Annotated in this window: 22 protein-coding genes; 12 read left to right on the top strand and 10 right to left on the bottom strand. The window is 65.4% G+C overall.

Going from position 1 to position 19983, the window contains the following annotated elements; translation table 11 throughout:
- Window positions 1–38 precede the first annotated feature (38 nt).
- Genes AC5Y4N_RS17345 through AC5Y4N_RS17320 form a run of 6 tightly spaced genes read left to right on the top strand, consistent with a single transcriptional unit; the run spans window position 39 to window position 3708 of the window.
- On the top strand, window positions 39–869 hold the full coding sequence (locus AC5Y4N_RS17345; protein ID WP_499908109.1) for a RecB family exonuclease: 831 nt from the start codon (window positions 39–41) through the stop codon (window positions 867–869).
- Window positions 866–1648: a thioesterase family protein gene (locus tag AC5Y4N_RS17340; RefSeq protein WP_499908108.1), complete on the top strand. Its 783-nt coding sequence runs from the start codon at window positions 866–868 to the stop codon at window positions 1646–1648. The genes AC5Y4N_RS17345 and AC5Y4N_RS17340 overlap by 4 nt, the downstream gene beginning before the upstream one ends.
- Before the next feature lie 50 nt (window positions 1649–1698).
- The gene (locus AC5Y4N_RS17335; protein ID WP_499908107.1) at window positions 1699–2010 is read left to right on the top strand and encodes an ArsR/SmtB family transcription factor; all 312 of its coding nucleotides are present in this window, start codon (window positions 1699–1701) and stop codon (window positions 2008–2010) included.
- Complete coding sequence (locus tag AC5Y4N_RS17330) at window positions 2007–2513, top strand: SRPBCC family protein (protein ID WP_499908106.1); 507 nt, start codon at window positions 2007–2009, stop codon at window positions 2511–2513. Before AC5Y4N_RS17335 ends, AC5Y4N_RS17330 begins: the two co-directional genes overlap by 4 nt.
- Window positions 2513–3148 (top strand): flavodoxin family protein, encoded by a 636-nt coding sequence (locus tag AC5Y4N_RS17325; protein WP_499908105.1) that lies wholly within the window; start codon window positions 2513–2515, stop codon window positions 3146–3148. Before AC5Y4N_RS17330 ends, AC5Y4N_RS17325 begins: the two co-directional genes overlap by 1 nt.
- 50 nt (window positions 3149–3198) lie before the next feature.
- Window positions 3199–3708 carry a universal stress protein gene (locus tag AC5Y4N_RS17320; RefSeq protein ID WP_499908104.1) on the top strand — a complete coding sequence of 170 codons (510 nt, stop codon included), beginning with the start codon at window positions 3199–3201 and terminating at the stop codon, window positions 3706–3708.
- A gap of 10 nt (window positions 3709–3718) precedes the next feature.
- On the opposite strand, the gene AC5Y4N_RS17315 is transcribed toward AC5Y4N_RS17320, so the two are convergent.
- The 4 genes from AC5Y4N_RS17315 to AC5Y4N_RS17300 are packed head-to-tail and all read right to left on the bottom strand — an operon-like array spanning window position 3719 to window position 6725.
- Entirely contained in the window at window positions 3719–5086 is a 1368-nt protein-coding gene (locus tag AC5Y4N_RS17315; RefSeq protein ID WP_499908103.1) for an FAD-containing oxidoreductase, read from the bottom strand.
- Entirely contained in the window at window positions 5083–5565 is a 483-nt protein-coding gene (locus AC5Y4N_RS17310) for a DUF4126 family protein (RefSeq protein ID WP_499908102.1), read from the bottom strand. The genes AC5Y4N_RS17315 and AC5Y4N_RS17310 overlap by 4 nt, the downstream gene beginning before the upstream one ends.
- A gap of 26 nt (window positions 5566–5591) precedes the next feature.
- Window positions 5592–6443 (bottom strand): ATP phosphoribosyltransferase, encoded by an 852-nt coding sequence (gene hisG / locus AC5Y4N_RS17305; RefSeq protein ID WP_499908101.1) that lies wholly within the window; start codon window positions 6441–6443, stop codon window positions 5592–5594.
- The gene (locus AC5Y4N_RS17300; protein WP_499908100.1) at window positions 6444–6725 is read right to left on the bottom strand and encodes a phosphoribosyl-ATP diphosphatase; all 282 of its coding nucleotides are present in this window, start codon (window positions 6723–6725) and stop codon (window positions 6444–6446) included. It lies immediately after the preceding gene.
- A gap of 88 nt (window positions 6726–6813) precedes the next feature.
- On the opposite strand from AC5Y4N_RS17300, the gene AC5Y4N_RS17295 reads away from it, so the two are divergent.
- The 3 genes from AC5Y4N_RS17295 (at window position 6814) to AC5Y4N_RS17285 (ending at window position 8648) form a co-directional block, all read left to right on the top strand.
- Complete coding sequence (locus AC5Y4N_RS17295) at window positions 6814–7098, top strand: hypothetical protein (RefSeq protein WP_499908099.1); 285 nt, start codon at window positions 6814–6816, stop codon at window positions 7096–7098.
- A gap of 761 nt (window positions 7099–7859) precedes the next feature.
- Entirely contained in the window at window positions 7860–8084 is a 225-nt protein-coding gene (locus AC5Y4N_RS17290) for a hypothetical protein (protein WP_499908098.1), read from the top strand.
- A gap of 12 nt (window positions 8085–8096) precedes the next feature.
- A complete protein-coding gene (locus AC5Y4N_RS17285; protein ID WP_499908097.1) occupies window positions 8097–8648 on the top strand; it encodes a DUF7956 family protein in 552 nt (183 codons plus the stop codon).
- 74 nt (window positions 8649–8722) lie between these two features.
- Here AC5Y4N_RS17285 and AC5Y4N_RS17280 read toward each other — a convergent pair whose 3' ends face one another.
- Window positions 8723–10186 carry a sugar porter family MFS transporter gene (locus tag AC5Y4N_RS17280; protein ID WP_499908096.1) on the bottom strand — a complete coding sequence of 488 codons (1464 nt, stop codon included), beginning with the start codon at window positions 10184–10186 and terminating at the stop codon, window positions 8723–8725.
- A gap of 175 nt (window positions 10187–10361) precedes the next feature.
- Here AC5Y4N_RS17280 and AC5Y4N_RS17275 point away from each other — a divergent pair, with 175 nt between their 5' ends.
- Entirely contained in the window at window positions 10362–10712 is a 351-nt protein-coding gene (locus AC5Y4N_RS17275) for a hypothetical protein (protein WP_499913886.1), read from the top strand.
- A 2-nt stretch (window positions 10713–10714) separates the two neighbouring features.
- Here AC5Y4N_RS17275 and AC5Y4N_RS17270 read toward each other — a convergent pair whose 3' ends face one another.
- Together AC5Y4N_RS17270 and metH are read right to left on the bottom strand one after the other, a co-directional pair.
- Window positions 10715–11398: an HAD family hydrolase gene (locus AC5Y4N_RS17270; protein WP_499908094.1), complete on the bottom strand. Its 684-nt coding sequence runs from the start codon at window positions 11396–11398 to the stop codon at window positions 10715–10717.
- Window positions 11399–11405: 7 nt separating this feature from the next.
- Entirely contained in the window at window positions 11406–14966 is a 3561-nt protein-coding gene (gene metH, locus AC5Y4N_RS17265) for a methionine synthase (protein ID WP_499908093.1), read from the bottom strand.
- 80 nt (window positions 14967–15046) lie between these two features.
- Between metH and AC5Y4N_RS17260 the strand changes: the two genes are divergently transcribed.
- A complete protein-coding gene (locus AC5Y4N_RS17260) occupies window positions 15047–15919 on the top strand; it encodes a PAC2 family protein (protein WP_499908092.1) in 873 nt (290 codons plus the stop codon).
- A gap of 3 nt (window positions 15920–15922) precedes the next feature.
- On the opposite strand, the gene AC5Y4N_RS17255 is transcribed toward AC5Y4N_RS17260, so the two are convergent.
- The 3 genes from AC5Y4N_RS17255 to AC5Y4N_RS17245 are packed head-to-tail and all read right to left on the bottom strand — an operon-like array spanning window position 15923 to window position 18836.
- Entirely contained in the window at window positions 15923–16804 is an 882-nt protein-coding gene (locus AC5Y4N_RS17255; RefSeq protein WP_499908091.1) for an SDR family oxidoreductase, read from the bottom strand.
- A gap of 10 nt (window positions 16805–16814) precedes the next feature.
- Window positions 16815–18053: a cysteine--1-D-myo-inosityl 2-amino-2-deoxy-alpha-D-glucopyranoside ligase gene (gene mshC, locus AC5Y4N_RS17250; protein WP_499908090.1), complete on the bottom strand. Its 1239-nt coding sequence runs from the start codon at window positions 18051–18053 to the stop codon at window positions 16815–16817.
- A 24-nt stretch (window positions 18054–18077) separates the two neighbouring features.
- Window positions 18078–18836, bottom strand: a complete 759-nt coding sequence (locus tag AC5Y4N_RS17245; protein ID WP_499908089.1) for a 3'(2'),5'-bisphosphate nucleotidase CysQ — start codon at window positions 18834–18836, stop codon at window positions 18078–18080.
- A gap of 278 nt (window positions 18837–19114) precedes the next feature.
- Between AC5Y4N_RS17245 and sdhC the strand changes: the two genes are divergently transcribed.
- On the top strand, window positions 19115–19930 hold the full coding sequence (gene sdhC, locus AC5Y4N_RS17240; RefSeq protein WP_499908088.1) for a succinate dehydrogenase subunit SdhC: 816 nt from the start codon (window positions 19115–19117) through the stop codon (window positions 19928–19930).
- The last annotated feature ends 53 nt before the right edge of the window (window positions 19931–19983 follow it).

The raw sequence follows: 19983 nt of genomic DNA, 5'->3' as shown, positions 1-19983 counted from the left end.
TGCCCGGGGTTGTCGGTGCGTCGACCTACGCTGCCCCCATGAGCGCTCGACCGACCGGCCAGTTGTCCCGGCCGGCGTTGTCGCCGTCGCGCGCCGGCGATTTCAAGCAGTGCCCGCTGCTGTACCGATTCCGTGCCATCGACCGACTGCCCGAGCCGACCTCCGCCGCTCAACTGCGCGGGTCCGTCGTGCATGCGGCACTCGAGCAGCTCTACGCCCTGCCCGCGCCGGAACGCCGGCCCGCCGCCGCGATGTCGCTGCTCGCCCCGGCGTGGGACCGGGTGGTGGCCGCCGAACCGGAACTGGCTGCCAGCGTCACACCGGAACAACGCGATGCGGTGCTCGACGAAGCCCGGGCGCTGCTGTCGGGCTATTACCGGCTGGAAGACCCCACCCGGTTCGAGCCGGACAGTTGCGAACAACGCGTCGAGGTGGAGTTGGCGGACGGCACGCTGCTGCGGGGGTTCATCGACCGGATCGACGTCGCTCCCACCGGCGAACTGCGGGTGGTCGACTACAAGACCGGCAAGGCTCCACCGGAAGCGCGCGCGCTGGCCGAGTTCAAGGCAATGTTTCAGATGAAGTTCTACGCGGTGGCGCTGCTGCGGTCGCGCGGCGTACTGGCCACCCGACTGCGGTTGCTGTATCTGGCCGACGGTCAAATACTGGACTACTCCCCCGAGCTCGACGAGCTGTTGCGTTTCGAGAAGACGCTGATGGCCATCTGGCGGGCGATCCAATCGGCCGGTGCCACAGGCGATTTCCGGCCGAAACAGTCGCGGCTGTGTGACTGGTGTGCCCACCAAGCCCACTGTCCGGTGTTCGGCGGGACTCCACCGCCTTACCCCGGCTGGCCCCAGGTCGCATGAGCGGGTGTTACTACCGCCGGCTCGGGACCGACGGCGACTATGAGGTTTACCAGTCGACCGAATTCACCTGCAGCAATTGGGATCCGGCAATCCAGCACGGTTCACCACCGCTGGCGCTACTGGGCAACGCGATCATGCGGCTGGTCGATCCGCGTCTGCGCCTGGGTCGGCTGGTCCTCGACATCCTCGGCGCTATTCCGGTGGCGCCGGTGCGCGTACGCGCATGGGTTGATCGTCCCGGGCGGCGAATCTCGCTCGTCGCCGCGGAGATGACCCCGATCGACGACCCGCGTCCGGTGGCGCGGGTGACGGCGTGGGCGATCGCCACCAGCGACACCAGCGACATCGCCTCGGACCGGTATCCCCCGCTCGTAGAAGGCGACCAACAGCCGATGCCCCGCGACTGGTGGGGCATGAGCGGGTATCTCGGCAGCGTGGACTGGCGCCGCCAGGTCGACGACCCTTCGGGTGCCGCGATCTTCTGGCTCAGCCCCCGCGCGGATCTTATCGAGGGCGAAACAACCAGCACCCTGGACAAATTGCTGCTCGCCGTCGATTCCGCGAACGGCGTAGGCGCGGCGCTGGACTTTCACCGGTTCGTGTTCATGAACACCGACACCGCGGTGCACTTGCACCGATTGCCGGTCGGCGACGACTTCGCGCTGCGGGCGCGCGGTTCGATCGGTCCGGACGGTATCGGGGTCACCACCGCGGAGATCTTCGACCGCAGCGGGTTCATCGGCGTGTGCGCGCAGACGTTGCTGGTACAGCGGCGTTAGCACCATATATCTAGTTGCGTCTATATAGACGTTATGAAATACTTCGCGCCATGGATGTGTTCGAGGCGGTAGCAGAGCCCAACCGTCGCGCGCTTCTGGACGCGCTCGCCGACGGCGAGCGAACGGCAGGCGAGCTGGTGGCCACCTTGCCCGGGCTCACCCAGCCGTCGGTTTCGCGCCACTTGCGGGTGTTGCGGGAGGTGGGCCTGGTCGAGGTGCGGCCCGAGGCTCAGCGCCGGATCTACGCGCTGCGCGCCGAAGGCCTCATGCAAATCGACGACTGGATCAGCCGGTACCGCCGCTACTGGAGCAATCGCCTCGATGCACTGGAGCGTCATCTCGACCAGAGGCACGGCCGATGAGCGACCGCGACGGCCGCCTCACCATCGAAGGCGACCGAGCGGTGCTGACGTTCGAGCGGCGGCTGCCGCATCCGATCGAGGCGGTGTGGGCGGCCATCACCGACCCAGAGCAGCGCCGAAACTGGCTGGGCGACACCGTCATCGACGGCCGCGAAGGCGGATGGATCGACATGGTGCCCACTGGTCCGCCGCTGCCGCCGGAGCAGAAGCGAGTGACCGGCCGCATTCTCGTCTGGGACCCGCCGCATGTGTTCGAGCACGAGTGGAAACAGTCGGTGGTCGAAGACAGCGTGGTGCGATACGAACTCCACGACGACGGAGACGGGACTTTGTTGCGGTTCACCCACCGGGGACTCGGCGTGCCCAATGCCACCGGGTTCCTGCCCGGCACGCACGCCTTCCTCGACCGACTCGCAGCCCACCTCGGCGGCAGGCCGCTGCCCAATTGGTTGCAGCGCTACCAAGAGATCGCCGGGACCGATGTTCAACCGAAGGGGAGCTGATGTCGCACAACGGTTTACGCGCTCCGCAGCTGGTGATCGCCTACCACTCCGGCTTCGGACACACCGCTGTTCTTGCCGATGCGGTGGGCCGCGGTGCCCGAAAGGCAGGCGCCGTTACCACCATGATCGCGGTCGATGCCATGACCGACGACCACTGGGACCTCCTCGACGACGCGGACGGCATCGTGTTCGGCAGTGCCACCTACATGGGCAACGTGTCGGCGGCCTTTCAAGCGTTCGCAGAACGCACCGGCAGGCGTTGCGTCAACGGCACCTGGCGCGACAAGGTGGCCGCCGGGTTCACCAACTCCGGCGCCAAGAGCGGAGACAAGCTGCATACGTTGACGTCGCTGGCCGTGTTCGCCGCGCAACACCACATGCATTGGGTGAGCGTGGGCCTCGGTCCCGGGTGGAACAGCTCCGTAGGGAGCGAAAACGACCTCAATCGCCTGGGATTCTGGCTCGGCGCAGGCGCCGCTACCGACGTCGATGCCGACGCTTCTGCGGTTCACGACGCCGACGTGCGCACGTGCGAGCACCTCGGAAACCGGGTCGCGACGGTTACCCGCCAACTGCTCGCCGGACGCATGGCCGAACTGGCTGCCGGTCAACAAGAGACCATTGTCGGGCGCTGAGGGACTAAAGACTCCAGTTTCGCTTCGCTTCGACCAATAGGGTCAGCGGCATGCTGAAGCATTCGTCGCCCAAACCGGTCGTCGTTGGAATCGACGGGTCCCAAGAAGCGATCGCAGCCGCGCTGTGGGCCGTCGACGAGGCGCTCGCCCGGGACGTGCCGCTGCGGCTGGTTTACGTCAACCCACCGCCTACGCCCGGTGACGAGTTCCGCATTGCGATCGCCGAGCTGGCATTGCGGGTAGCCGAGAAAGCTGTTGCGGCACAGGACGATCCGGTCAAGGTGGAGACTGTTCTCGCTTCTGGTGCCGCGAACAAGGTCCTCGCCCGCGAATCTCGGTACGCCGACTTGCTGTGCGTCGGGGCGGTCGGCATGGGCCGGCTGGCCAGCACCACTCTCGGCTCGACGGCCGCGGCGCTCGTCGGGCGCGCCTCCTGTCGGGTCGCGGTCGTTGCCAAGCCCGTCGGGAAATCGACGCCGACGGCCGTCGTGGTCGAGCCGTCCAACGAAGCACCCGCCGACGTTCGTCGGGCGCTCGCGCGCGGTCGTCGGGTGGCCTAGCCGCCTGCAGCTAAAGCGGGGTCATCTCCTGCAGCATCGTCGGTAGCAGCTCGCTGACGGTCGGGTGGATGTGCATGGTCCGCGCCAGCGTGTCGTACGGCGCCTTGGCTGACATCACGTCGAGGATCGCGTGGATCACCTCGTCGCCGCCGACCCCTAGGATCGCCGCGCCGAGAATTTCGTGGGTGTCGGCGTCGACGACGACTTTCATGAAGCCTTGGGTCTCGCCCTTCTCCACCGCGCGTCCCACTCGTGTCATCGGCCGGGAACCCAGCAGCGCCTTGCGCCCGGATTGCTGAACCTGCGTGACGGTCTGTCCGGCGCGCCCCAACGGCGGATCGATGTACAACGCGTAGGTGGGAATCCGGTCGCTGACCCGCCGCGGGTCGTTGTCGAGCAGGTTGGCCGCGACGATCTCGAAGTCGTTGTACGAGGTGTGTGTGAAGGCGCCGCGACCGTTGCAATCCCCCATCGCCCAGATGTGGTCGACGTTCGTGCGCAATTGGTCGTCCACCACAATGAACCCGCGGCTGTCTGTCTGCACTCCGGCACGATCGAGGCCTAGATCGTCGGTGTTGGGTTGACGACCGACGGCGAGCAAGAGATGCGAGCCGACGATCGGCTCGGCGCCGTCCCGCGTAGTCACGGCGAGTCGCTCTCCATCGCGGCTGACGCGAATGTTGTTGGCGTTCAACGCAACCGCGATGCCTTCACGCTCGAGGATGTCCTTGATGGCGGCTGACACGTCCGGGTCCTCCCGGCCAGCGAGCCGCGCGCCGCGCTGCACAACCGTCACCTCGGCGCCGAACCGCCGGTACATCTGCGCAAATTCCAGCGCGATGTAACTGCCGCCGATGATGACGAGATGCTCTGGCACCTCGTCGAGTTCGAGGATCGAGACGTTGGTCAGGTAGTCGACGTCGGCCAAGCCGGGGATGTCCGGCACGGCGGCGCGCCCACCGACGTTGAGAAAGATTCTATCGGCTGAGATCAGTTCGTCGTCGACGCGCAAGGTGTGTGGATCTTCGAATCTAGCGTGCCCGCGAATGACGTTGCAGCCGTTCATGTCTGCCAACCAGGTCTCGACACCGGCCCGGTCGTCGAGCATGATCTTGTCCTTGCGGGCCTTGACCTTTGCCATGTCGACGGAGACGACGCCGGTGCCGACTCCGTAGTCATCGCCACGGCGGGCGAGATGTGCGGCGTGTGCCGAAGCCACCAGCGTCTTGGTGGGGATGCATCCGGTGTTGACACATGTTCCACCAATGTGCTTGCGCTCCACCACCGCAACGGTCTGGCCAGCGTCGGTGAGCCGGCCGGCGAGCGGCGGTCCAGCCTGTCCAGCGCCGACGACGACCGCGTCGAACCGCTGTGTCACAGAAGGCTGGCTAAGTAGGCGACGAGGAAGCCGCCGCCCACGGCGACGACGTCTTCGACGACTGCGATGGGCAGGTCGCGGCCACCGGTTCTCGCAGTCAAACGAGTACGCGCCTCGTAACCGCCGAGCGTGCCGAGCACAGCGCCGATGACCCCGGCCCCGAGTGCGGCGAAGGTGTGATGCCATGCCGAACCGAGGACCGCGCCCGCGAACGCGCCGGTGAGCAGTCGGGTGGCGAACTGGGGTGTGGTCTTGCGACTCGGGGTCTTGGGCAGCTGGTCGGTGACGAATTCCCCGACCGCCAGCACAGTGAGGACGGCGACCGTGATCGGATGTGCCATCCAAAACGACCATTTGTCGTCCACTGGAATCCAATTCAGGAACGCCGCCCAGCTGATCACCGCCGGGGCCGTCAGCGCTCGCAGACCGGCGACGACGCCGAGCAGGACGGCAAGTCCTAGTAACGCAGCCGTGCTCACCCCGGGGACGCTAGCACCGCGCCAGCTCAGAAGCGACAGAACCGGATATCGGACGCCAGAATCGCTTTGGCACCGATGCCGGCAAGCTGATCCATGATCGCGTTCACGTCTTTACGCGGCACCAACGCTCGCACCGCCACCCAGTCCGGGTCGGCCAGTGGCGCGATGGTCGGCGATTCCAGCCCCGGTGTGATCGCAGCCGCGCGGTCGAGCACCTGGCGCGGGCAGTCGTAGTCGAGCATCAGATATTGCTGGCCGAAAACGACGCCCTGCACCCTGGCGGCTAGCTGATCGCGCGCAGCCGCCGTGGTCTCGTCGGGCGTTTCACGCTCGATCAGCACGGCTTCCGAATCACACAGTGGTTCACCGAAAGCCACCAGGTTGTGGCTGCGCAGTGTGCGGCCCGATCCGACGACATCGGCGACCGCGTCGGCCACACCCAATTGCACCGAGATCTCCACCGCACCGTCGAGGCGGATGACGGTCGCGTCGATTCCCTTGTCGGACAGATCTTTTCGTACCAGGTTCGGATAAGCTGTGGCGATGCGCTTGCCGGCGAGATCGGCCACCGCCCAGTCGCGGCCAGCCGGCGCGGCGTAGCGGAAGCTCGAGGAACCAAACCCCAGCGCGAGCCGCTCCCGCACCGGTGCCTGGGATTCCTGCGCGAGGTCGCGGCCGGTGATGCCGAGGTCGAGATCACCCGAACCCACATAGATCGCAATGTCTTTGGGCCGCAGGAAGAAAAACTCGACGTCGTTGGCGGGATCGATGACCGTGAGATCCTTCGGATCGCTGCGACGCCGATAGCCGGCCTCGACCAGGATCTCGGTGGCCGGCTCGCTCAGTGCGCCCTTGTTGGGCACGGCAACTCGCAGCATCTACAGCTTCCGATACACGTCGTCGAGGGATAGTCCGCGGGCGATCATCAGGACCTGCGTCCAGTACAGCAGCTGACTGATCTCTTCGGCGAGTTCGTCGTCGCCTTGGTGTTCGGCGGCCAGCCACACCTCGCCGGCTTCTTCGAGAATCTTCTTCCCCAGCCCGTGGATGCCGCGCTCGAGCGCGGCCACGGTACCGCTGCCGGCCGGCCGGGTGCGCGCCTTCTCGCTCAGCTCGGCGAACAGCGCGTCGAACGTCTTCACGGGTCGCGATTGTTTCATGGGAGCCCACATCGGGTCACGCCGGTTTGCAGCGGAGCACCCCGAATTAGTGTCTTGAGCTGCTGGTTGCGGCTCTTAGGCTCGAAGCATGGACAAGATCACGGCCGACATCGCCGGACTGGACATCTTTGCGCGGCAGTGTCTGCACGAAGCGGAAGCGCTCGCCGCAACGTCAGCGGATATGGCCTTCCACACGACATGCCAGCCGACGACGGCCGCGGTCGCGGCATTGCACAACGTTGTGATCGCCGCTCACCGCACTCTCATCGAGAGGTTGGCCGCGACGAGCGAGCATGCGGCCACGACGGCCCGCGATTACGGGTCGATCGAAGAGTCTTCGGCGAGAGCATTGCGAACTTGCTGCCAACCCTGACGCAGATCGACAGCTGGGATACGAACCACCTTCTCGTCGCCGCCCAGCAGTTGGCCAGCACCGGCTCAGCCTGGGAGCGCGCTTTCACGAACGTGCATCGAGCGGCACATTTGCCCGGAGGCACCGAATGGGAAGGGGCCGCAGCCGATGCAGCACGGACGCGCGCGCACGCTGACCGCGGACAAGTTCTACGCGCGGTCGACTCCCTCAACGATGCGGCTGAAATTGCGCGCACCGGAGCAGACGAGGTCGCCATCGCCCGACAACGCGCGCTGAATGCAATTGCGTCTGCGCGTGCGGCTGGTTTCAGCGTCAGTGACGACCTCATCGTGTCGGATACCCGAGAATCGGCTTCGCCTAGCGAGCACCTCGCGCGGCAACAGCAGGCACGCACGTCGGCATATCGCATTTGGGTCAGCGCACGTGGATTGGCGGCAACAGATGCCTCCGTTGCCGCTCGACTCATGCCATCGGCGGTGGGCTTTCACCAGTTCACATTTCGTGAGGGCCCGTTGCCGGCAGAGCCCCCTCCGTCACCGGTGCCGTTTCCGCCTTACCAACCGAAGGTGTGGGGTGCATGCAAAGCCAGCTGTGCTGATCCGAACAAAGTCGTACGCACGTTCAATCGAGCGCCGCTCAGCGCCGGTTATCGCTCGCTGCCGGGCGGTGACAGCCAGCTCTACTGCGGAACCGACAAATTCGGGTTCGAGCACATCGCCGCTAAGCACGGTGACGATTAGCAGGCATTCACGTTCCCGTGGATGGGCAACTGGCGCAATGTTGCGGATTACACAATCGGCGCAGCCCTGGCATACCCAGAATCAGTAACGTATCGACAAGACAACGACACGTTCGCGGTGGAGCGAGCGATATTTCCCATCAACGCCAGAGGTGAAATCACCGGCCCGTCGACGTGGAAGGTTCATGTCGTGATTTCCGCGAGCGACGGCAAGATCATCACGGCATACCCGATAAGTACGAAGTAGCGGAGTTGGCTCATGTCAGATGAGTTACGTACCTATACTCAGCGCCTAGCCAAGATCACGGCCATCCTTGAGCCGTATCTCCACGTCAGTCGGTTCATCCTTTGGAGACCCGAGGCCGATCCGCTATATCCACTAGAGGAGCCCGAGGGGCTGGAATGCCGTTGGTTCGACCGTATTACCGGACAACCGAGAGCGAGTGTGTTCATCAGACCGATCGCTGACATCGCCACGACCTTGGCTGAACTGCGCGAGGAGGTCACCGGCGAGGGCCCCTACGAACCCGGCATGGCATCGGAGGTCAGCGGCCTGGGCCCTGGCGAGTTCGTTTTCCTTCGGCATTACGTCAACGACGTGGTAGGAATCGTCGGTCACTGCAGGATTTCCGTTCATGCACCTCACGACTTTCCAGACTTGACCCAACTCGTCGGTCCGGTCCTCGAAATCGCCCACACCGTCGGCTGCTCGCCCTATGAAGACGACTTTGTGCGACCCGAGTTTCCAAGCCAATGGCCGCAATTCAGCTGGGGCAGCGCGCCTTTCCCGCCGTTTCGCCCACCCGACTGATCTCGACTCTGCGTCCAGATCGCGAACGTTCGAGAAGAGGACGCTCTCACCGCAGAGTCGACGCATCGAATCTGTCAGGTGGGGGCTTGCTCGTGCCGCAAGACTTCGGCGTGCATGTCTTCTAGCGTCTTGCCCTTGGTCTCCTCCACCCACCGCCAGACGAACACCAGCGACAGCACTGCGCACAGTGCGTAAAACCCGTACGCAAGCCCCAGCACGTCGCGAAGCTGTGGGAATGTGAACGTGATGAGCCAGTTGGCCACCCACTGCCCAGCGGCGGCCAATCCCAGTGCGGCGGCGCGGATCCGATTCGGGAACATCTCGCCGAGCAGCACCCAGACCACCGGGCCCCACGACATGCCGAAGGCCACCACGAACAAGTTGGCGGCGATCAACGCGATCGGACCCGTCACGCCGCCCAGTTGCGGCTTGCCGTCGACCACCGCGGCAGTTCCGAAGATCACCGCCATCGTGCCCAGCGTGACCGCCATGCCCGTCGAGCCGATCAACAACAACGGCTTGCGACCTATCTTGTCCACCAACGCGATCGCGATCAGCGTGGTCAAGATGTTGGTGATCGACGTGATGACCGTGATCGTGAACGAGGACTCCTCGCCGAACCCGACGGCCTGCCACAGCACATTGGAGTAGTAGAAGATCACGTTGATGCCGACGAACTGCTGGAAGATCGACAGTCCGAGGCCTACCCAGACGATTCCGTAGATGCCACCTGTCGGCTTGCGCAGGTCTCGCCATGACGGCGGCTTCTCGGCGCGCAACGTCTCCTGGATTCGGTTGATGGTGATCTCCAAGTTCTTCGCACCGAGCAGGCGCGTCAGTACTCGACGCGCCTCCGGTACGCGATGTGTGGCAACGAGATAGCGCGGCGATTCGGGGATCGTGAAGGCCAGCGTGCCGTAGACGATCGCCGGAACGGCCATGAGCAGGAACATCCACCGCCAGGCTTCCAGCTTCAACCAGAGTTCTTCGCTGGCACCCCCGGCGAGTTTGGCGAGCACCCAGTCGATCGCCAGCGACAGGAAGATCCCGGACACGATCGCCAGCTGCTGAAGCGAGCCCAGCCGGCCACGAATACTCGGCGGCGACGTCTCGGCGATGTACGCCGGGGCGATCACCGACGCGACGCCCACACCGATGCCACCGATGATCCGGAACAGCACCACCAGCCACACGCTGGCGGCCAAGCCGGTGCCGATCGCGCTGATCAAGAACAGCACCGCCGCAAGCTTCATCACAGCAATGCGGCCGATCCTGTCGGCAATCCGTCCAGCGGTCACGGCGCCCAGAGCCGCGCCGAGCAGTGCGGAGGCCACCGCGTTGCCCAACGTGTAGTTGCCCACCTGGAAGTGCTTCTGGATCGAGTCGACCGCGCCGTTGATCACCGCGCTGTCATAACCGAACAACAGTCCGCCGAGGGCGGCCACCGACGCGATCCTGACAGCGCTTCGGCCGGAGGCGAACTCCTCCTCTTCGGAGAAGATCTCGGGTGAATCCCCCACCGGACCGTGACCAGTCATGAGACGCCTCTTTCGATGCGACGTTGTCAGGTCATTCAATCACCGCGCCGGTGTCCGGCGGTCCATTCTGGGGTATATCGGGCTCACGTCACCGCACGTCAGGAAGGACGACGACATGAAACGGCTTGCTCGTTGTGGTGTCCTGCTGGGGACGGCGCTGTGCATGGCGTCAGCGATGCCAACAGCCCATGCCGCGCCCGGCGAGTGGGCCGCCATCGCCTACGACCCCGACGGCCGCACCGGCTGGCCCAACGGTGGCTTCGCAGTGTGGGTCAACCATGCAGCGAGCGAGGTCGATGCGATCAACGCGACCCTGGGTGTGTGCAGCTCCGGTCCCGGCATGGGTGGCAGCTCCGCGCCCTGCGACCTGCTCGCAGTGGTGCAGGACGGCTGCGTGGCGCTGGTGTCGCTGGAAGGCGTCGCTCAGCCGGCCGCCGCCGTCGCCAAGACGGCTCAGGGCGCTGTCGACGCCGCGGCGGCTGGACATCGCGTCACCGAAGTCCAATACAACGAATGCACGTACTGAACTCAGGCTGTACGTTCGCCGAACTGGCTGTCCAGGTCGTCGTAGATCGCCTTCAGATCGGCAACGTCCAAGCCTGCGAGTGACGCGACGTGCCGTCGCCGCGGACCTCGTGGAACGTCGATGTCGTTGGGCACTACCAGCACTGGACAGCCAGCGCTTTCTGCCGACGCTGTACCCGTCGCCGAATCCTCGATGGCCAGGCAGTAAGCAGGCGACTCGCCCAGTAGTTGCGCGGCCAACTCGTACGGGTCAGGTGCGGGCTTGCCCGCCGCCACTTCGTCACCGCAGACCGTCGCGGAAAAATATTGGCGCCCAATGCTATTGAGCGCCTGCTCCGTCAGCGACCGGCGGGTGTTGGTGACCAACGCCATAGGTATCCGCTCAGAAGCCAACGCCTCCAGCAGCTCCCGAGCACCCTCGCACCATGGCAGCCCCTGGGCGAACAGCTCACCGGTGACGTCGTGCAACCAGTCCGCGTCCGCCGCCATCCGCACGGGATCGGGTTCCAGGCCGAGGTCGTCATAAACGATCCGCATGACGCCCTGCGCCGAACCGCCGACCGTCGACGCCCGAACCTGCGGTGTCAGCGTGCCGCCCAGACGCTGGTACAGCGCATGCATAGCGACGTCCCAGAGTTTTTCGGAGTCGACGAGGGTGCCGTCCATGTCCCACAGAACTGCGCGCATCCCAGACCTAGACGTTGAAGTACTTGGCTTCGGGATGGTGCAGCACGAACGCGTCCGTGGACTGCTCGGGATGCAGCTGCAGCTCCTCGGAGAGCGTGACGCCGATGCGCTCGGGCTCGAGCAACGCCACCATCTTGGTGCGGTCCTCGAGATTCGGGCAGGCCCCGTAACCGAACGAGAACCGTGCGCCTCGGTATCCCAGCTTGAAGTAGTCCTCGACAGACGTCGGATCTTCTGCGGCCATCGCGTGGTCGGTGAACGTCAGTTCCTCGCGGATGCGCCGATGCCAGTACTCGGCCAACGCCTCGGTGAGTTGCACACCGATGCCGTGAACTTCGAGGTAGTCGCGGTAAGAGTTCGACGCGAACAGCTCGTTGGCGAAGTCGGCGATCGGCTGGCCCATGGTGACCAGCTGCAGCGGCAGCACGTCCACTTGGCCGGTTTCGCGGGCACGCTCATGCGACCGGATGAAGTCGGCGATGCACAAGAACCGGCCCCGCTGCTGACGTGGGAACGTGAACCGGAACCGCTCGCGTGCATCAGGATTCGGCTCTTCGAGCACGATGACGTCGTCACCCTCGGACACCGCCGGGAAGTAGCCGTACACCACTGCGGCATGTGCCAGGATGCCGTCGGTGGACAGTCGGTCGAGCCAGTACCGCAGCCGCGGGCGGCCCTCGGACTCGACGAGGTCTTCGTACGACGGTCCCTCGCCGCCGCGCACGCCTCGCAATCCCCACTGACCCAAGAACAATGCGCGTTCGTCGAGCGTCTTGCTGTACTCGGCCACCGGGATGCCCTTGACGATCCGTGTGCCCCAGAACGGCGGCACCGGCACCTCGACGTCCTCGGCGACATCCGAGCGCGCCGGCACCTCGACCGGTGTCTCCTTTGCTTTGCGTTCGGCCGCAATGCGTTTGGACCGTTCGTGGCGCGCCTTGCGCTCGGCTTCCTTCTCGGCGGCAGCTGGGTCGACAGCGACGGTCTCGCCGCGCTTGGCGCTCATGATCTGGTCCATCAAGCGCAGGCCCTCGAACGCGTCGCGCGCGTAATGCACTTCGCCCTCGTAGATCTCGGCCAGGTCGTTCTCCACGTAGCTGCGGGTCAATGCTGCTCCACCGAGCAACACCGGGTACTTCTCGGCTACCCCGCGCTGGTTCATCTCCTCGAGGTTTTCCTTCATCACCACCGTGGACTTGACCAGCAGGCCCGACATGCCGACCACGTCGGCGCTCTTGTCTTGCGCCACTTCGAGGATCGTGTTGATCGGCTGCTTGATGCCGATGTTCACCACCTCGTAGCCGTTATTGCTCAAGATGATGTCGACCAGATTCTTGCCGATGTCGTGAACATCGCCCTTGACTGTGGCGAGCACGATGCGGCCCTTACCCACGTCGTCTTCGGCCTTCTCCATGTGCGGCTCGAGGTAGGCAACCGCGGTCTTCATCACCTCAGCGGACTGCAGCACGAACGGCAGCTGCATCTGGCCCGAACCGAAAAGCTCGCCAACGGTTTTCATGCCGGCGAGCAGATCGTCGTTGATGATCGCCAGCGGCGGTTTGAGCTGCATGGCCTCGTCGAGGTCGGCTTCCAGGCCGTTGCGTTCGCCGTCCACGATGCGCCGGGCCAGCCGTTCTAGCACGGGCAGCGCCGCGAGCTCGGCAGCGCGCGATTCCTTTGACGACGCCGCCGACACGCCCTCGAACATCCGCATCAGTTCCTGCAGCGGGTCGTAGCCCTCGCGCCGACGGTCATACACCAGATCCAGCGCGACGTTGCGCTGATCCTCCGGAATCCGGTTCATCGGCAGGATCTTGCTGGCGTGCACGATCGCCGAATCGAGTCCGGCCTCGCGGCACTCGTGCAGGAACACCGAATTCAGCACCTGCCGGGCCGCGGGATTCAACCCGAAGGAGATGTTCGAAAGGCCCAGCGTGGTCTGCACGTCGGGATGCCGCTTCTTCAACTCCCGGATCGCCTCGATGGTTTCGACGCCGTCACGCCGGGACTCTTCCTGACCGGTGCAGATCGTGAACGTCAGGCAGTCGATGAGGATCGACGACTCGTCGACACCCCAATTACCCGTGATGTCGTCGATCAGCCGCTCGGCGATTTGAACCTTCTTCTCGGCGGTGCGGGCCTGTCCCTCCTCGTCGATGGTCAGCGCGACCACCGCGGCGCCGTGCTCGGCGACCAGCTCCATGGTCTTGTGGAACCGCGACTCGGGGCCGTCGCCATCCTCGTAGTTCACCGAGTTGATGGCGCAGCGCCCACCCAGGTGCTCCAAACCCGCTTGCAGCACCGGGGTTTCGGTGGAGTCCAGCATGATCGGCAGCGTGGACGCCGTCGCCAGCCGGCTGGCCAGCGCGGTCATGTCTGCGACGCCGTCACGGCCGACGTAGTCCACGCACAGGTCCAACAGGTGGGCGCCGTCGCGGGTCTGCTCTTTGGCGATGTCCAGGCAGCGCTGATAGTCCTCGGCGATCATCGCCTCGCGAAAAGCCTTGGAGCCGTTGGCGTTTGTTCGCTCGCCGATCATCAACACGGACGCGTCCTGGGCGAACGGCGTCGCCGAATACAGTGACGACACGGCCGGCTCATAGGTCACGTGGCGCTCGGCGCGCTGCACATTGCGTACAGCCTCGGCGACCTGGCGGATGTGTTCGGGCGTGGTGCCGCAGCACCCGCCGACCAGCGACAGCCCGAACTCGGCGATGAACCCGGACAGCGCTTGCGCCAATTCCTCTGGCTGCAACGGGTATTCGGCGCCGTTGGCACCCAGCACCGGCAGGCCCGCGTTCGGCATCACGGACACCGGCGTGCGGGCGTGCCGCGACAGGTGCCGAAGATGCTCACTCATCTCGGCCGGGCCGGTGGCACAGTTCAGCCCGATCATGTCGACGCCCAGCGGCTCGACGGCGGTCAACGCCGCACCGATCTCGCTGCCCAGCAGCATCGTCCCGGTGGTTTCCATGGTCACATGCGTGAACACCGGGATGTGCCGGCCGGCCTGCGCCATCGCCCGTCGTGCGCCCAGCACCGCGGCCTTCAGCTGCAGCAGGTCCTGGCAGGTTTCGATCAGGATTGCATCGGCGCCACCGTCGAGCATGCCCAGGGCGGCCTGGATGTAGGCGTCGCGGATCGCGGCGAAGGTGGTGTGGCCGAGCGTGGGCAGCTTGGTGCCCGGACCCATGGAGCCGAGGACGTATCGAGCGCGGTCGGGCGTGCTCATCTCGTCGGCGACGCGGCGGGCGACCGCGGTGCCCTTCTCCGAAAGCTCGCGGATTCGGTCGGCAAGGTCGTAGTCGCCGAGATTGGACAGATTGCAGCCGAAGGTGTTCGTCTCGACTGCGTCGGCGCCGGCCTCGAAGTACGCGCGGTGAATGTGCTCGAGCACGTCCGGCCGGGTGTCGTTGAGGATCTCGTTGCAGCCCTCGAGCCCCTTGAAGTCGTCGAGGGTCAGGTCCGCAGCCTGGAGCATGGTGCCCATCGCGCCGTCGCCTACGACGACCCTCTCGGAGAGTGTCGTGAGCAGGTCGGTGTCATAGTTGCGAGGCGAAAGGGGCACGATAACAGGGTAGTCGGCCTAGCAAATTGAGTATTCGGTCAAGACGCTCGCGCCGGCGAAACACGCTCTACGCTGAACTTATGACCCCGTCCGAGGCTACCGGAGGTTTCCAACTGCCCGAATTGCATGACGCGGTCGTGGTAGCGGCGTTCGAAGGGTGGAACGACGCCGGCGACGCGGCCAGCGACGCCTTGGAGCACCTCGACACGATCTGGGAAGCCGAGCTGATCATCGAGATCGACGACGAGGCCTACTACGACTACCAGGTCAACCGCCCGGTGATCCGGCAGGTGGACGGCGTCACCCGCGAGCTGGTCTGGCCGTCGATGCGGATCTCACACTGCCGGCCACCGGGAAGCGACCGCGACGTGGTGCTGATGCACGGCGTCGAGCCCAACATGCGGTGGCGGACTTTCTGCGCCGAACTGCTGGCGATCGCCGACAAACTCAATGTGCAGACCGTGGTGATCCTGGGGGCGCTGCTTGCCGACACTCCGCACACACGTCCCGTCCCGGTGTCCGGTGCGGCGTACTCGCCGGAGTCCGCGCGGTTCTTCGGACTCGAGGAGACCCGTTACGAGGGCCCGACCGGAATCGCGGGGGTGTTCCAGGACGCCTGCGTGCAGGCCGGAATTCCGGCGGTGACGTTCTGGGCGGCGGTCCCGCATTACGTGTCGCAGCCGCCGAACCCGAAGGCGACGGTCGCTCTGCTGCGCCGGGTCGAAGACGTGCTCGACGTGGAGGTTCCGCTGGCCGACCTGCCCGCGCAGGCCGAAGAGTGGGAGGCGGCGGTCACGGAGATGACCTCCGACGACGAAGAGATCGCCGAGTACGTTGCTCAGCTGGAAGAGCGCGGCGACGCCCAGGTCGACATGAACGAGGCGCTGTCGAAGGTCGACGGCGACACGCTGGCCGCCGAGTTCGAGCGATATCTGCGCCGTCGCGGACGCTAGAAGCTAGGCGCGCTTCTCCAATGCTTCGGTGCGCGCGCTCATCGACCGGCCCAGCGCCGCCACCTCCGCGTCCATCTTGGCTACCAGGTGGGCTGACCGCTTGACCACCTGCGCCTCGACGGCGGCTGACGTCAGCATCGGCTTGAACCACCGCAGCACACCGACCCAGCCCGGGCAGTTGACGTGCGTTTTACGTCCTTCGATTCCTTTGACGAACGCGGCGGCGCACTTGTCCACCGGCGTGGTCTTGCTCATCGGCCCCGGCAGCGAATCGATCAGCTCCCGGGATGCCGACACGTCGGCCTTGGCTTCCCGGACCAACGGGGTGTCGATCCACGACATGTGCGCCGACCCCACCGCTACGCCGTGGGCGGCGACCTCCAGCCGCAGGCAATTGGCGAAGTGCTCGACTGCGGCCTTCGACGCGCAGTACGGAGCCATTCCCGGCGCCGACATATAGGCGGCCTCCGACGAGACGATCAGCACGTATCCGCGTCTGTCGAGCACCGACGGCAGGGCCGCCCTGACGGTGTTGAACACGCCGACCACGTTGACATCGATCAGCGTCCTGAAGGCTTGCGGATCGACCTCCAGCACCGACCCGTAGGTCGCGATGCCGGCATTGGCGATCACGGCGTCGATGCCGCCGAAACGGTCGACGGCACGACTGGCGGCCGTTTCCATCGCGTCGAGGTCGCGCACGTCGGCATTTTGGGTCAGCACCCGATCGCCGCCCAAGTCGCTGGCGACATCGTGCAGGGCGGCCTCGTCGAGATCGGTCAGCACGACCTTGGCTCCTCTGCGATGCAACAGACGGGCCACCGCTGCGCCGATGCCGTTGCCTCCGCCGGTGATGAACACCACCTTGCCGTTCACCGAGCTCATGGCGGTGAATTTACAGCTCGACCCCCAGCAGCGCGTCCGCAATCGCGCGAACAGTCGCCGGTGCGTGCGCGTCGCGGCCGCCGTACTCGAGCGCATCGGTGGCCCAACCATCAAGGGCGGCAAGGGCTTTCGGGGTGGCCAGGTCGTCGGCGAGGTATCGGCGAACGCGGCCGAGGACGTCGGTGGCATCCGGTCCCACCGGCAGGGCGACCGCTTGGCGCCAGCGGGCCAGTCTGGCCTGCGCGTCGGCGAGAACGTCGGCGCTCCACTCCCGGTCGGACCGGTAGTGCTCCGCCAACAGTCCCAGCCGGATTGCGGCCGGTTCGACACCGTCGGCGCGCAATTGGGAAACCAGCACCAGGTTGCCGCGGCTCTTGCTCATCTTGTGCCCATCCCAGCCGATCATGCCGGCGTGCACGTAGTGACGCGCGAAACGCCGCTCCCCGGTCACGCACTCGGCGTGCGCGGCCGAGAACTCGTGGTGCGGAAAGATCAAATCCGAGCCACCGCCCTGGATGTCCAGGCCGGTGCCGATGCGTGACAGCGCGATCGCCGCGCATTCGACGTGCCACCCGGGTCGGCCGGCCCCGAACGGCGCCGGCCAGCTCGGCTCGCCTTCCCGCGGGGCGGACCACAGCAGCGCGTCGAGTTCGTCGGCCTTACCAGGGCGGTCGGGGTCACCACCACGCTCGGCGAACAAGCGCCTCATGGTTTCACGGTCATAGCCGGACTCGTACCCGAACTGGGCTGTGGCGTCCGCGCGGAAGTACACGTCGGGATGGTCGGGATCGTCGACGATGTAGGCAGCGCCCGACGCCAGCAGTTTTTCGACGACCTCGACCACTTCCTCGATGGCTTCTGTCGCGGCGACGTACTCGCGCGGCGGCAGCACCCGCAGCGCGGCCATGTCGTCGCGGAACAGGTCGATCTCCCGGTCGCCAAGCTCCCGCCAACCCACACCGTCGCGGTGTGCTCGCTCGAACAGCGGATCGTCGACATCGGTGACGTTCTGCACGTAATTCACCTCGTGGCCGGCGTCGAGCCAGAGCCGATGAATCAGATCGAACGCCAGGTATGTCGCGGCGTGGCCCAGGTGTGTGGCGTCGTAGGGCGTGATGCCGCAGACGTACATCGTCGCGGTCGGACCTGCGGTGACCGGGCGAACCTGGCGATCAGAGCTGTCGTACAACCGAAGTTCTGGCCCGCGGCCCGGAAGCACCGGAACCGGGGCGGAGGACCACGATTGCATGCCGTCGAGAGTAAGCCGGGCCGGTTACCAGACGACTCGCCGGATCGCCTCCAGCAGCGTGGGCGCCACTTCTGGCCGACACATCAGGAAGTCCGGCAAGTAGGGGTCGAACTGGTTGTAACGCAGCGGCGAACCGTCCAAGCGCGACGCGTGCAGACCTGCGGCGAGCACCACGCCCGCTGGCGCGGCGTTGTCCCACTCCCACTGGCCGCCGGCGTGCAGATAGGCGTCGACGTCGCCGCGGACCACTGCCATCGCTTTGGCTCCGGCCGAGCCGATGGGCACCATCTCGATGTCCACCACGCTGCTCATCCAGTAGAGAAGCGCAGGCGGCCTGGTCGAGCTGACGGCGATCCGGATGGGCCGGCCGGCAACCGGGTCGCGCGCGTCGAAGGTGACGGTGTCGCTGCGGTACAGCTCGCCCTGGGCGGGTAGCGCAACGGCGGCGTCGGTGATCTCGCCGTCGCGCTGCCACAGCGCCACGTGTACCGCCCAGTCGTCACGGCCGCGGATCGAGAACTCGCGGGTGCCGTCGAGCGGGTCGACGATCCAGACGCGGTCCTTTTTCAGCCGGCGCAGATTGTCGTGTGCTTCCTCGCTGAGCACGCCGTCGTCGGGCCGTTCGTCGTGCAGCCGTTCGAGGATCAACGCGTTCGCACGCTTGTCGCCAACCGCCCCTAACTCCCACGGATCGCTGAACCCGTACTCGTCGCGGACGTCCAGGAGCAGTTTCCCGGCCGCGTCGGCGAGCTCGGCGGCCAGCGCCGCGTCGGAAAGGGGCACGCCTGCCAGTATTGCTGACCGCCCGGGGCGAGGACGCGGCACAATCTGCCTGACAGCATCGCGCCGACGCGCACTGGCCAGTGGCGGTGCGGGATTGCAAGTCGCTTCGGAAGGAACGCTGCACCGAAAACCTAGGTGCGTTTCCAGAGCCGACCGCAGAACACGGTGGGGGCAGTCCTAGGCTGTTGCCGACTGGTGTGTATCACGTGCGCAGGAGGCTGTATGGCTTCGTCAGCATGTTTCATGGCCCGCCTCTCACATCGAGGCTGGAGCTAGCCATGGGCGCGCCCACCGTGAGCCGGCGCACCGGAGTGTTCTCGTCCGGCCGTGCGGAGATGGCGCAGCGCACCCTGCGTACCGATCGCTGGTGGCTGCCGACAATCTGGACCGATCTGGGGCTTGGCGCTTTCGTCGTCTACGCGACCATCCGGTCCTTTTGGGGAAGCGCGTATTACGTGCACGACTACCACTATCTGTCGCCGTTCTATTCCCCCTGTCTCAGCGCGTCGTGTGTGGAAGGTACCCACGACCTCGGCGTGTGGTTCGGCGAATTTCCGCGGTGGCTTCCGCTTGGCATGCTGGTGTTACCGTTCGTCTTGGCTTTTCGTCTCAGCTGCTATTACTACCGAAAGGCCTACTATCGGTCGGTCTGGCAATCGCCGCCGGCATGCGCTGTGGCTGAACCACGTTCGCGCTACACCGGTGAGACGCGGTTTCCACTGATTCTTCAGAACAGTCACCGATACTTCTTCTACATCGCCGTACTTGTGGCGCTGATTCTCACGTATGACGTGGTCAATGCGTTTCGGTCGCCCTCCGGATTCGGGATCGGCATCGGCAGCTTGATACTGCTCGTCAACGTGATACTTGTGTGGGCCTACACCTTGTCCTGCCACTCCTGCCGTCATGTGACAGGCGGTCGTCTCAAGCACTTCTCGAAACATCCGATCAGATATTGGATTTGGACGCAGGTCAGCAAGTTGAATACCCGGCACATGCTCTTTGCGTGGCTATCTCTTGGCTCACTGGCAGTCACCGACTTCTACGTCATGCTGGTGGCCAGTGGAACGATCCCGGACGCCAGAATTCTCTGAGGGCCGCGCGGTTAGAAATCAATCAGTGGCATAGCGCAGCGACGGCGATCGAA

The organism is Mycobacterium sp. NGS19, from assembly GCF_059813155.1.
The sequence above is the reverse complement of the archived record's forward strand: the minus strand, read 5'-3'. Positions and strand labels throughout refer to the sequence as shown.